Source organism: Fulvivirga sp. (assembly GCF_040218215.1).
In the GTDB taxonomy this organism is placed as follows: domain Bacteria; phylum Bacteroidota; class Bacteroidia; order Cytophagales; family Cyclobacteriaceae; genus Fulvivirga.
Window position 1 is genome coordinate 207,868 of the sequence record NZ_JAVJQL010000011.1, and the last position, 12,872, is coordinate 220,739.

At 38.2% G+C, this 12,872-nt stretch carries 11 protein-coding genes; 5 read left to right on the top strand and 6 right to left on the bottom strand.

Going from position 1 to position 12,872, the window contains the following annotated elements; translation table 11 throughout:
• Positions 1-2: 2 nt before the first annotated feature.
• Positions 3-2,132 carry a methylmalonyl-CoA mutase gene (scpA, locus tag RIB54_RS05575; RefSeq protein WP_350099647.1) on the bottom strand — a complete coding sequence of 710 codons (2,130 nt, stop codon included), beginning with the start codon at positions 2,130-2,132 and terminating at the stop codon, positions 3-5.
• A 3-nt stretch (positions 2,133-2,135) separates the two neighbouring features.
• Positions 2,136-3,275: a methylmalonyl-CoA mutase family protein gene (locus tag RIB54_RS05580; RefSeq protein ID WP_350099648.1), complete on the bottom strand. Its 1,140-nt coding sequence runs from the start codon at positions 3,273-3,275 to the stop codon at positions 2,136-2,138.
• A gap of 257 nt (positions 3,276-3,532) precedes the next feature.
• Here RIB54_RS05580 and dnaA point away from each other — a divergent pair, with 257 nt between their 5' ends.
• Entirely contained in the window at positions 3,533-4,951 is a 1,419-nt protein-coding gene (gene dnaA, locus RIB54_RS05585) for a chromosomal replication initiator protein DnaA (RefSeq protein ID WP_350064487.1), read from the top strand.
• Here dnaA and RIB54_RS05590 read toward each other — a convergent pair.
• Positions 4,920-6,392, bottom strand: coding sequence for an aminotransferase-like domain-containing protein (locus tag RIB54_RS05590; RefSeq protein ID WP_350099649.1), 1,473 nt, complete (start codon positions 6,390-6,392; stop codon positions 4,920-4,922). The genes dnaA and RIB54_RS05590 overlap by 32 nt on opposite strands.
• A gap of 95 nt (positions 6,393-6,487) precedes the next feature.
• On the opposite strand from RIB54_RS05590, the gene RIB54_RS05595 reads away from it, so the two are divergent.
• Together RIB54_RS05595 and RIB54_RS05600 are read left to right on the top strand one after the other, a co-directional pair.
• On the top strand, positions 6,488-7,135 hold the full coding sequence (locus RIB54_RS05595) for a pyridoxamine 5'-phosphate oxidase family protein (RefSeq protein ID WP_350099651.1): 648 nt from the start codon (positions 6,488-6,490) through the stop codon (positions 7,133-7,135).
• A 129-nt stretch (positions 7,136-7,264) separates the two neighbouring features.
• A complete protein-coding gene (locus RIB54_RS05600) occupies positions 7,265-8,344 on the top strand; it encodes a fatty acid desaturase family protein (RefSeq protein ID WP_350064492.1) in 1,080 nt (359 codons plus the stop codon).
• Positions 8,345-8,355: 11 nt separating this feature from the next.
• Here RIB54_RS05600 and RIB54_RS05605 read toward each other — a convergent pair whose 3' ends face one another.
• Positions 8,356-8,829 carry an Lrp/AsnC family transcriptional regulator gene (locus tag RIB54_RS05605; protein ID WP_350064494.1) on the bottom strand — a complete coding sequence of 158 codons (474 nt, stop codon included), beginning with the start codon at positions 8,827-8,829 and terminating at the stop codon, positions 8,356-8,358.
• A gap of 165 nt (positions 8,830-8,994) precedes the next feature.
• On the opposite strand from RIB54_RS05605, the gene ahcY reads away from it, so the two are divergent.
• Together ahcY and RIB54_RS05615 are read left to right on the top strand one after the other, a co-directional pair.
• Positions 8,995-10,296, top strand: coding sequence for an adenosylhomocysteinase (gene ahcY / locus RIB54_RS05610; protein ID WP_350064496.1), 1,302 nt, complete (start codon positions 8,995-8,997; stop codon positions 10,294-10,296).
• Between the two features lie 157 nt (positions 10,297-10,453).
• The gene (locus RIB54_RS05615) at positions 10,454-11,734 is read left to right on the top strand and encodes an N-acetylmuramoyl-L-alanine amidase (protein ID WP_350099652.1); all 1,281 of its coding nucleotides are present in this window, start codon (positions 10,454-10,456) and stop codon (positions 11,732-11,734) included.
• 5 nt (positions 11,735-11,739) lie between these two features.
• Here the strand turns inward: RIB54_RS05615 and RIB54_RS05620 are convergent, their stop codons facing one another.
• Both RIB54_RS05620 and RIB54_RS05625 read right to left on the bottom strand, forming a co-directional pair.
• Entirely contained in the window at positions 11,740-12,258 is a 519-nt protein-coding gene (locus RIB54_RS05620; protein ID WP_350099653.1) for a hypothetical protein, read from the bottom strand.
• A 2-nt stretch (positions 12,259-12,260) separates the two neighbouring features.
• Positions 12,261-12,827 carry an RNA polymerase sigma factor gene (locus RIB54_RS05625; protein ID WP_350099654.1) on the bottom strand — a complete coding sequence of 189 codons (567 nt, stop codon included), beginning with the start codon at positions 12,825-12,827 and terminating at the stop codon, positions 12,261-12,263.
• Positions 12,828-12,872 lie beyond the last annotated feature (45 nt).

Genomic DNA, 12,872 nt, shown 5'->3' on the forward strand with positions numbered 1-12,872 from the left:
CGTTATTCAGTTTCCATGAGCTTTTTCAAGATGTCTTTAGCAGCCTCTGCTATTACTGTACCTGGGCCAAATACACCACTAACCCCTGCTTTATAAAGGAAATCATAATCTTTTGGAGGTATTACCCCTCCAGCTATTACCATTATGTCTTCCCGGCCCAATTTCTTTAAAGCGCTAATTAGCTCTGGAATCAGGGTTTTATGACCTGCTGCTAAGCTGGAAGCACCAATGATGTGAACGTCATTTTCTGCCGCCTGCTGAGCAACTTCCTGAGGGGTCTGAAATAAAGGCCCAATGTCAACATCAAAACCAAGGTCAGCAAAACTTGTGGCTATTACTTTTGCTCCACGATCATGACCATCCTGACCCATTTTAGCAACCATAATTCTCGGCCTTCTGCCTTCCAGTGCTGCAAACTCATCTGATAGACGCTTTGCTTCTTTAAAATTCTCGTCCATTTTTACTTCGCCAGAATAAACGCCAGTTATTGATTTAATGGTAGCCTTATGGCGACCGTAAACCTCTTCAAGGGCATCAGAGATTTCTCCTAATGTAGCTCTGTGCCTGGCCGCTTCCACGGCTAAAGTTAGTAAATTACCATCTCCCGATTTAGCGGTCTCAGTTAATTTGCCCAGTGCCTCATTAACCTTTTCAGTATTGCGGGTATTTTTGATTTCATTCAATCGTGCTATCTGACCATCGCGCACTTTTGTATTGTCTACCTCAAGCGTATCAAAATCAGGTAGTTCATCAGTTTGGTATCTGTTTACACCAACTATAATATCTCTTCCAGAGTCTATTCTGGCCTGCTTTCTTGCGGCAGCTTCTTCAATTCTCATTTTTGGCAACCCACTTTCTATAGCTTTTGCCATGCCTCCAAGCTCCTCCACCTCTTCAATTAATGCCCAGGCTTTGTGTACCAATTGATCAGTAAGGTATTCTACATAATATGAACCGGCCCAAGGATCCACCACCTTTGTAATATTAGTTTCATTTTGAAGGTAGAGCTGCGTATTTCTAGCAATTCGGGCTGAGAATTCTGTCGGTAGGGCAATGGCCTCATCAAGTGCATTGGTATGCAATGATTGCGTATGACCCAATGCGGCTGCCAAAGCTTCAATACATGTTCTGGCCACATTGTTATATGGATCTTGTTCAGTCAGGCTCCAGCCTGAGGTTTGGCTGTGGGTCCTCAAGGCCAATGACTTGGCATCTTTAGGATTAAATTGACTTACAATCTTTGCCCAAAGAAGTCTACCTGCACGCATCTTGGCAATTTCCATAAAATGGTTCATGCCAATACCCCAAAAGAAAGAAAGTCTTGGAGCAAAGGTATCTATGTCCATTCCGGCTTTAATTCCAGTCCGCAGATATTCCAATCCATCTGCCAAAGTATAGGCTAATTCTATATCTGCTGTTCCGCCAGCCTCTTGTATATGATACCCACTTATACTTATAGAATTGAACTTAGGCATTCGCTGAGAAGTATATTCAAAAATATCAGCGATCAATTTCATTGAAGGAAGGGGAGGATAGATGTAGGTGTTACGCACCATAAATTCCTTCAAAATATCATTTTGTATAGTGCCGCTTAATAATTTTTCAGCAACACCCTGCTCTTCAGCAGCCACAATATAAAAGGCCATAATTGGAAGCACTGCTCCGTTCATAGTCATGGATACAGACATTTGATCAAGTGGAATCTGATCAAATAGTACCTTCATATCTTCCACGGAGTCTATTGCAACTCCAGCCTTACCCACATCACCAGTCACTCGTGGGTGATCAGAATCATAGCCTCTGTGTGTTGCTAAGTCGAATGCCACAGATAATCCCTTCTGTCCTGCAGCTAAGTTTTTCCTGTAAAAAGCATTTGATTCTTCTGCAGTTGAGAAGCCTGCATATTGCCTGACAGTCCAAGGTCGACCTGCATACATGGTTGAGTATGGACCTCTTAAATAAGGAGCCAGTCCGGCTGAAAAGCCAATGTGCTCGATCTCTTTGATGTCATTTACATTGAACGCAGGCTTAACGTCTATTTTTTCAGCGGTTGGCCAAGCCGTTGTGTTTTCAACTTGCTGCTCCTTTGGGCTGAATTGATTGTATGCTATCTTGTCAAATTCCGGTCTCATATCCTATCCCTCCATCTTTACATTTTCCAAACTCTTTTGAAACAGTTTCCAGCTTTCTTTTGCTATTTGGTCAGTTAAACTTTCCAAATAATAAGTGCCAGCTACCGGATCGGCAGTTTTTGATAAGTAAGATTCTTCTTTTAATATGTTAGAAACATTTCTTGCGATTCTTACCGACTGCGGACTATCGTTAAACTCAGGTTCTACTTCCAGTAAATCACATCCTGCTAAAATCGAAGCCAGTGCTGCAGTGCTCCCTTTAAGCATATTGGCATGAGGCTGATATTTTTCTTCATTCCAATTGGTTGAAATACATCTAATGCTAATGTCCTCTGGTTGGAATTCATCATGTCCATAAGCCCTGAATATTTGGAAGATCAAATTTCTTAGTGCTCGGACTTTAGCAATCTCAACGAAGAAATCATTCCCAACTTCAAGGCTTACTAATATTGATTTTGAAATTGAAGCAATATCAAAGCCATGTAACAGTAGACTCCTCACTTGTCGGTTTACATGAGCGAGTGTTTGGCTTATTTGCTCAGTGGGTGCCGACTCTGTTGATGTTATATTTATGCAAGTGAAGTTTTTCAGGTTTTTGAACTTGCTTACTTCATTCAAAGCATCATTGGGTTCAATATCTTCAATTGATATATGACCATGAATATCTACGTCCTGGAATTCTGATGATAAGTGGGTGATGATTTTTAAGCCATCGGCCTTAGTGGCTTTTTCAAAAGAGAGGTAACAATACGCAGGTTTAATAGCTTTAAGCAATATATTTAAATTGATGTTTTTGGCAGTTGATAAGTCAAAGGTAATGCCATCTGCACCATTGTTTAACCCTTCTAACGCGGCACTATTCGCATCACTTGAGTCCTCAACAAATATCCTTTGGAGGTTAACCCAAACCCTTGGATCCCCAGAGGGATCATTGTTTTTATAAAGTCGATTTCCAAACAATTCTAAATTAGAGATGTCTGCAAGGTCACTCTTGTCATAGTACGGAGAAATAGTGAGGTCACCTTTATTCCACTGATACATTTCATAGACATCTTCACCTTTCAAATCGGAAGTGGCCTTTTTCGCCCAGTCTTCTTTGCTAACCTTTTTAAATTGACTAAATAGTGGTTTGTTTTTGTCCATTTTCAAAAGAAAAAATTGAGGAGTAAAGTTATGTTTTTTAGTAGCAATTTACCTCAAACGTTTGCGTTGATTGTGGAGGGTAAAAAATTTGTTTTAACATTTTGAAGAATTGATATAGCTATTCCGTAAATCACAACTTTTATAGAAAATAGCGAGTAAGCCTTCTTTTAACTTCGTGTTTTTTTTCACAAATTTGACTCCCCTTTTTAATTGAACATTGCATCCTTAACTTAAATTGAATAGTCTGACCTGTGTACATGGAGATTGATAGTGCGACTGTGTGGAGTGATTGCCTGAGGGTAATCAAGGAGAACGTAGCTGAACAAAGTTTCAATACTTGGTTTGAGCCTATCACACCTCTAAAATGTCAAAATGATGTTTTGACAATTCAGGTTCCGAGCCAATTCTTCTATGAATGGCTGGAGGAGCACTATGTTCATATATTAAAAAAAGCCATAACATCTGTAATGGGTGAAAAGGCAAGGTTAGAGTATTCTGTTATTGTTGACAAAGGGAACAGTAAAACTGCTCCTTTGTCTGTAAACCTGCCTAACACGGGAAACAGTAAAACGAATAAATTTGGAAATTCAAAAGAGGAGTATACTTCTCCTTTTGCATTAAAGTCTGTAGACAACCTTTATCAGCAGTCTCAGCTCAACCCTAACTATACATTTGACACCTATATAGAAGGTGACTGTAATAGATTGGCAAGATCTGCTGGTTTTGCGGTTGCGCAGAAGCCAGGTATTACTTCATTCAATCCTTTGATGCTTTATGGTGGTGTGGGACTTGGAAAAACACACCTTGTTCAAGCCATTGGCAATGAAATAAAAAATAATCTGGGCAACAGATTTGTTCTTTATGTGTCTTCAGAAAAATTTACAAATCAGTTCATTGATGCCTTAAAGAATAATAGAATTCAGGAGTTTCAGAATTTCTACATGCAGGTGGATATCCTCATTATTGATGATGTTCAATTCCTTGCAGGTAAAGAAAGGACCCAGGAAATATTCTTCCATATTTTCAATCATCTTCATCAGGCAGGAAAGCAAATCATTATGACTAGTGATTGTCCACCTAGAGATTTGAAGGGATTAGAAGAGCGATTATTATCCAGGTTTAAATGGGGACTGACAGCTGATCTTCAGCAGCCTGATTATGAAACAAGGGTAGCTATTATTCAGCGTAAGATGCAGGCAGATGGTATTTATATTCCTGATAATGTGGTGGAATATCTGGCATACAGTGTAGACACAAATGTCCGTGAGCTCGAGGGGGTGTTAATATCGTTAATTGCCCATGCATCATTAAGCAGAGTGGAACTGGATCTTGAGCTAGCGAAGCAAACACTTAAGAATATAGTTCATGACATTGAAACTGAGGTTGGTATAGATTATATCCAAAAAACTGTAGCAGAATACTTCAAAGTAGATATCAATCTTCTTAAGGATAAAATCAGGAAAAAGGAAATTGTTATTGCCAGACAGGTGGCCATGTATTTTGCTAAAGAGTATACTAACCATTCCTTAAAAGGTATTGGCTATCATTTTGGTGGTCGTGATCATAGTACTGTTATTCATGCTGTGCAATCAGTTAATGATATGATGGACGTGGATGCCAACTTCAAAGTTCAGGTAGAGGAGATTAAGAAGAAGTTGAAGATGCGAGCTGTTTAACGGCTGGGCCTAATATTTCAAATGCCTTCTTTTGTTCCTTTTCATTTATTGATGCAAATCCAAGCCTAAGCGCATTGAACCTCATGGATAAATCAGGATCAATATCCATGTAAAGTCCCCGACTGTTAATTATTGGTTTTAACTCTTCTAGTTTAAGGCCTTTAAATTCACACCAAATGGCCATTCCACCTTCGGGCATTTTGTAAGTAGCATAATCAGAAATTTCAGAATCGATCATTTTTGAAAAACTATCCCTTCGATGGCGATAAACATTTAAGGACTTTTTTAAATGTCTATTTAACTCACCGCTGGTAATTGATTCTGCAATCACACGTTGCATAATTTGATCTCCCTGTCGGTCTATTATTCTTCGAAGCCGGCTTAAGTTTTCAATGACTTCTTCATTTGCAACCAGATAGCCTACTCGCACATTTGGCGCGAAGATCTTACTAAATGAACCAATGTATATGACATTACCCCCTGCGTTAAGGCTTGCAAGCGGCAATATTGGGTTGCTGGCATAATGAAAGTCATAATCATAGTCATCTTCCAATATTACAAACTTGTATTTCAGCGAAAGTTGTAGGAGATGGATACGTCTTTCATTTGAGAGAGTGACGGTTGTAGGGAAGTGATGGTGCGGAGTAACATAGACCATATGGACTTTTTGCTGCATACAGATACTTGCCAAGTGGTCGGTGTCAATTCCATTCTGATCAACATTTACTCTGATGATATTAGCCTGACTGTTTAATGCTGCCCATTCTGCAGCATCATAGCTTGTAGAGCCAAAGACTACATTATTGCTTGGCTTTAGCAGACCAGACATAGTTAGAAATATCCCCATCTGGCTACCTCTGGTGATGAGTATATTTTCTTTTGACAGGATCATGCCTCTGGTTTCCCCAAGATATTTGGCCAGGGAAATACGCAGTTCCTCATTGCCTTTTACTCCACCATACGCCAAAAGACGCTGACCGTAGTTGCTTTTACTTAATGACCTACATTCCTTGTACAACCAGTCGATAGGAGCTAGTCTATAATCTGGTGAACCTCCGTCAATATTGATAGAGGCAGAAGAAATGGATTCATAAGATGGGATAAAATCATAGTTATTAATTAGCCTTATGTTGAAATTATCATAGGGAATATTTGAAGAGGAAATGCTTTTGGCATTAGTTATTGGAAGCTTCATGCTTACATAAGTCCCTGACGAAGACTTGATATCAAGCCAGCCCTGGGCTTGCAGTTCTTCAAAGGCCATTATTACCGTTTTTCTGTTGACATTGAGCAGGCCAGCGAGCTGCCTTGTTCCGGGTATTTTCTGGCCTGGGACGAGTCTTCCTGCTGATATTTCTTTGATTAACTGGTCAGTCAATTGTAAGTACTTGGCTCTGGATGCCAAACTGTCAATTATTAAAGTTGATTTCCATGGAAACATAACCGGATCCTATAGTTTGTAATAAATGGTACCAATTGATAGTCCGGTAAATTAATAATATTGTTTCATACTCAAAGTCAAAAAGTCAAAATACTATGGGAGGTTATAGAATAGATCAAAGAAACAAAGTAAAAAGAGTACCAGAACGTGGACACTATGATAAATCAACGGTTTTTGAAATTCTGGATGCCGGAAAGATTTGCCACGCCAGTTTTGTTGTTGACAATCAGCCTTTTGTCATACCTACCATCTACGGCCGCGATGGAGATTGTTTGTATTTACATGGTGCCACCACCAGCAGATTGATCAAACAATTGGAAACAGGAGTTCAGGTGTCTTTGGCTGTTACGCATTTGGACGGACTTGTATTGGCAAGGTCTGCCTTTCATCACTCTATGAACTACAGGTCGGTTGTAATTTTTGGCACGGCAAAGTTGGTTATGGAAGATAATAAGAAGCAGGCTTTAAAGGTAATTTCAGATCAACTTGTGCCCGGGCGGTGGGAAGAATCCCGACAGCCAAATGCAAAGGAACTTAAGGCTACAGCTGTGCTGGAGATTAAAATAGATCAAGCTTCTGCCAAAATTAGAACAGGTGGGCCTAAAGATGATAAGGAAGATTACGATTTGGATATTTGGGCAGGAGTAGTTCCCATGCAGACCACTTACCAGGCGATTATTCCGGATATTGAACTTAAGAACGGCATCGCAATTCCAAAGTCAGTGATAAACCTCATTAATTAAGCTTATGAGCCTATAAGTGATAATACCGTTCAAATAACTTCTTTTACCGATACTTAAACTTTATTTTTGTGAGTTGAATAAAGGTAGTATCTTGACAAAGAGACTATTAAAAGAAATTAAAAGAAGTATATGAAAGTAAGATTTAACGGTAAAAACCAGGCAGAATTTTATCCTGAGTTGAAGCAAAGAATAGAGGATTATTTTAAGTCAAATAACATTAGTAAAAATGCTAATGGAATGATGGTTTTTAAGTCTGTATTCTTCTTAGGCTCGTTGATAGGGCTTTACCTTTTGATCATATTAGGTAATTTTAGTTTACCAGTATTGCTAATATTAGCAATACTTTTGGGAATGGTACAATCATTTATTGGTTTTAATGTAGCACATGATGCTATTCATGGTTCATATTCTTCAAACAGCACTGTGAATAAATTAATGAGTTATTGGTTCAATATTATAGGTGCCAATGCTTTTGTGTGGAGTGTGGCTCACAACAAAGTGCATCATACTTTCACCAATATACCTGGTCATGATGAAGATCTTGACGTAGCGCCAGGTTTGGTGAGAGTTTCTCCTGAAGAGCCAAGAAAACCAATTATGAGGTATCAGCAATATTATGCTTTCTTTTTATATGGTCTGGCTTCATTATCATGGGTCTTTAGAAAGGATTTTGTCAAATTCTTTCAAGACAAAATCGGTCATACAGATAATACTAAAAGGCCAAAGATTGAGTATTTCAACCTTTTCTTTTTCAAAGCTCTTTATTATACGCTCTTCATTGTCATTCCGCTTTTGGTAATGGACATTACCTGGGTACAATTTTTAATTGGGTTTATTAGTATGCACCTTGCTGAAGGTTTCGTTATGGGGCTAGTATTCCAGTTGGCTCATGTTGTTGAAGGCATGGATTTTCCAAAACCTGACGAAGCAGGGCACATGGGCGAAAGCTGGGCGATACATCAGATGAAAACGACTGCCAACTTCTCTAGAAAAAGCCAATTGGCTACCTTTCTTTGTGGTGGACTTAATTTTCAGATTGAGCATCATTTATTTCCAAACATTTGCCACGTCCATTACCCTCAACTTTCTAAGATTGTGGAAAGTACAGCTAAAGAATACGGAGTGCCTTATATAGAAAACAAGACCTTCATTGGGGCGCTTAAATCCCATTATAAAACACTACGCTACTTCGGTAGAGTGGCTGCCTAAAACATAAAATACTACTGCAATTCCATGTTTGGAATTGTAGTAGTATGTTTTACTTCCTTTAAAACAAATGAGCTTCTTATTTCTCCAATGTGAGGAATTGAAGCTATTTTTTCTGAATAAAATTCGTGATAGGAATCAAGGTCTTTGGCTATTACCTTAAGCAAAAAGTCTTTGTCACCCCCTAAGAGATAGCACTCTAATACCTCATCGATTACCATGACAGCATCATAAAATTCCTGGGTTTGTTCAAATTTACTAACGTTCAAGGATCCTGACAGAAACACGATTATCGAAGGTGTAAATTTCTTCCTATCCACTAGTGCCACGTATTTATCGATTACGCCCGTTCTTTCCAGTCGCTTAATTCGCTCATAAATAGGTGTTTTAGTAAGGTTTAGCCTTTGGGCAATGTCATTAACATTAAGTTTGGCATCTGCCTGTAGAAGCTTTAAAATCTGATGGTCTACAATATCAAGGTTTGGCATGGGAAATATTCCTGTTTTGTGGGGTTAGTGCTATCAGGTTTAGGAAAATAGTCTAAATATTTTAAATATACAGGAATTATTACTGTTTTAAGCTATAATTAAAGATTTTAGGTTCGATTTTACTAATTTTGTGTTCCCATTTTGAAATTGAAAATTAAAAGCATCATGATAGACGAAAAAGTAAAATACAAGGTAAAAGATATTTCTTTAGCTGCCTGGGGTAGAAAGGAAATAGAATTGGCAGAAGCTGAAATGCCAGGTTTGATGGCTCTAAGAGCTGAATATGGAGCTCAAAAACCTCTTAAAGGAGCTAGAATTGCAGGTTGTCTTCACATGACAATTCAGACAGCTGTTTTAATTGAAACATTGGTTGAGTTAGGGGCTGATGTAACCTGGTCATCTTGTAATATTTTCTCTACTCAGGATCATGCTGCTGCTGCTATTGCTGCTGCTGGTATCCCGGTTTACGCTTGGAAAGGTTTGAACGAGCAGGAATTTGATTGGTGTATCGAGCAAACTTTGGTTTTTCCTGACGGACAACCATTAAATATGATCTTAGATGATGGTGGTGATTTGACCAACATGGTTTTTGATAGATACCCACAATATGTTGCTGGTATCAAAGGTCTTTCTGAAGAAACAACTACAGGTGTGCATAGACTAGTAGAAAGAGAGAAGAATGGCACATTAGTAATGCCTGCTATTAACGTAAATGATTCGGTTACTAAATCAAAGTTTGACAACAAATATGGCTGCAAGGAGTCATTAGTTGATGCAATAAGAAGAGCTACAGACGTAATGATGGCGGGAAAAGTAGCTGTTGTAGCTGGATACGGAGACGTTGGTAAAGGATCTGCTGCTTCTTTGAAAGGCGCAGGTGCAAGGGTAATTGTTACTGAGATTGATCCAATTTGCGCGCTTCAGGCAGCAATGGACGGTTTTGAAGTGAAGAAGATGAAAGATGCCGTTAAAGAAGGGGATATTATTGTGACTACAACTGGAAACAAGAGCATTATCTTAGGCGAACATTTCGAAGTAATGAAAGATAAGGCCATCGTTTGTAACATCGGTCATTTTGACAATGAAATTGATGTAGCCTGGTTGAACAAAAATGCAACTAAAGATGAAATAAAGCCTCAGGTAGATAAGTATACTTTGGCTAATGGCAATGATGTTATTTTACTTGCAGAAGGTAGATTGGTAAACCTTGGTTGTGCTACTGGTCACCCTTCATTCGTAATGTCTAACTCATTCACCAACCAGACATTAGCTCAAATTGAGCTCTGGACTAATAGTGATGCATACGAAAACAAAGTATATACATTGCCTAAGCATTTAGATGAGAAAGTAGCTCGACTGCACTTAGCTAAAATTGGTGTAGAATTGGATGTGCTGACTCCTGAACAAGCTGCTTACATAGGAGTGACAGTTGAAGGGCCATACAAGCCAGAAGCTTACAGATATTAATAAGTAGAATATTTATTTTAAAAAGGTCGTTGTTCAACGGCCTTTTTTTATGCCTTGTCTTTTCATAATTGCAGGTTCAATTATGAAACTTCAATTTTGTTTGCGAGTTATACTAATGGTCGTTCTGTATCCGTAATTACGATCTAATATTGAAGGAATGAATATTCAAAGATTGAGAGCAGTTATTGGTTTGATATTATGCACAACATGCCCATCGTGGTCTCAAAGTAGTGCACATGGGGATAATCGAGGTGATTTTTACCTTGAAAAGACACTGAATGTTATGCCTAATCAAGACTATGTTATGGGTGTGGGTTTTGAATTTACGGCATTTTCATTGGGTTTTACTAGTAGTACATTTCCTGATAGGGTTTCAATTCAAGTAGGTTCTGATGATTATAATCTTTCAAAAGATGAACATGCTCCGGAAGATAGAAATCAAGCGAATTTAATTTCTATAAATTCACCAGCAAATAGGCTGATCCTGAAATCTGGGGATTATCAAGGAGAGGTAACATTCTATTTATTGAATAGTGATACCTATTTTAAAACTGATGTGAGGAATAGGCTTGATGTGGAAGGCAGTGAAACTTGTGCTGAACCAGAGTCTATAGATCAATCTGATTGGAGAGCGGGTTTGCAGGCTCCAAACTTTAGCAGGTCATTTAGTGATGTTGAACATGTTATCATTCATCATTCGGCAGGTTCAAATACCAGTACAAACTTTACTCAGGTGGTGCGTGATATTTACCTATACCATACTGAAGTTAACGGATGGTCTGACATTGGATATAATTACCTGATTGATCGAGAAGGAACAATTTATAAAGGCCGAGATCCAGATGACGGAGAACAGGACAATGTGATAGGCGCCCACTTCTGTGGAAAGAATAGCGGTACAATGGGAATTTGTCTTCTGGGGAATTTCGAGGAAGTTAATATTGCTCCTAGTGAAAAGGCAATTGAATCTCTTATTGAACTGACCTCATGGAAGTTGATTAAAGAATCGCTTGATCCGTTTTCATCAGCAATTCATAGAGGTGAGCAGTTAAACACAGTTGCTGGTCATAGAGATGGATGCAGTACACTATGCCCTGGCACTAATACCTATGTACAGTTAGAGACTTTTAGAGAGATGATAGGGGAGACTATTTTCGATTGTGAAAATATTACTGAAGAGCCTTTAGTATTGGTGTCCAATGTATATCCCAACCCAGCCAGACTAGGAGAGTTGGTTACTGTTGAACTTAATGAAGGACAGTCTTTCAAATCTTTACATTTGATTGATCCAACAGGAAGGAGAATTGACGCAAGAAGTATTGGCGGATCGGACAATTTAACTTATTTATTAACATTCATTTATCCGCCAGGTGCCTACTATTTGGCTATAACAACAGAAACAGATCAGGTGAAATATTCTAAACTTGTTTTGTACTAAATCTCCTAATGATGGGTCATGTGCCTGTTTTTAAAATAGGGTCTTAACACAGTTTTATCAAGGAGCATTAAGGCAATAAAAAGCATGCCATAGAGCAGTACCTTGCTAATTATCAGCATGTTAAGCGGCTGATCCACTTTGATCTCCGTAGGAGCTTTAAGCATAGGTATTTCAGGAATATATTTACTAATAAAATCTAAATTGACATTGAATGTCATATCGGTTAAGAAATAGGAACATGCAATCACACTAATTAAAGTTAGTATCCAGATAGCGATACCACCTTTATGGTAAGGGTTTTTGATAGCTGCAACCCTGTTCATTACCAGAGCAGTGAAGTTCCTTGAAGGGCTACTTTTTAGTGAGCTCTTGATAATGCTTTCTGATTTAGAAAACATATTTACACGTTCCTTCAGATCGGAATCATTTTCTAGTATGTTTTCTATCTTTTTCTTTTCAGAAGATGATGAATTGCCATCAATGAAGTTCAGTAACTCTTCATCTGAAATATTCATATTTTCCATAATTATAAATTTAAGACTTCTCCTTTTAATAAGTCATTCAATACAACAGCCATTCTTTTTCGTGCGCGGTGTAGTCTTACTTTTAATGTTGAAAGGCTCATGCCAGTCACCTCACAGATTTCTTCTAATGACAGCTCTTTTAAATAAAACAAAGTTAAAGCCACATTGTCTTGTTCATTTAGTTGATCCAGTGCCTGAAGTATGAATCTTCTTTTTTCAGCATATTCAAGTTCATTTCTGGTAGAATCAGTAAGTTCAATTGCAGAATCATCAAAAGAGGTGCTGCTGTACTTCTTTTTTTTCTTATTGGCAGTTAAGGCCGTGTTAAATGTTATTCTGTAGAGCCAGGTACTAAATTTTGATTCTCTATTGAACCTCTTAAGGTTCTTATAAGCTTTTATAAAGGCTTCTTGAGCTATGTCTTCAGCCTCTTTTTCATCTTTAATGACATTGTAAGCCAAAGTAAAGCTGTGATCTTTATACCTATCAACTAAAATACTAAAAGAGTCAGCGTTGCCCCCAAGTATTTTATCGATAACCTCTTCATCTGTCAGCTGATTCACGGTCATTGGACTCGCATATATAGTATTAAGTTACAGCTTTAATAAAATAAA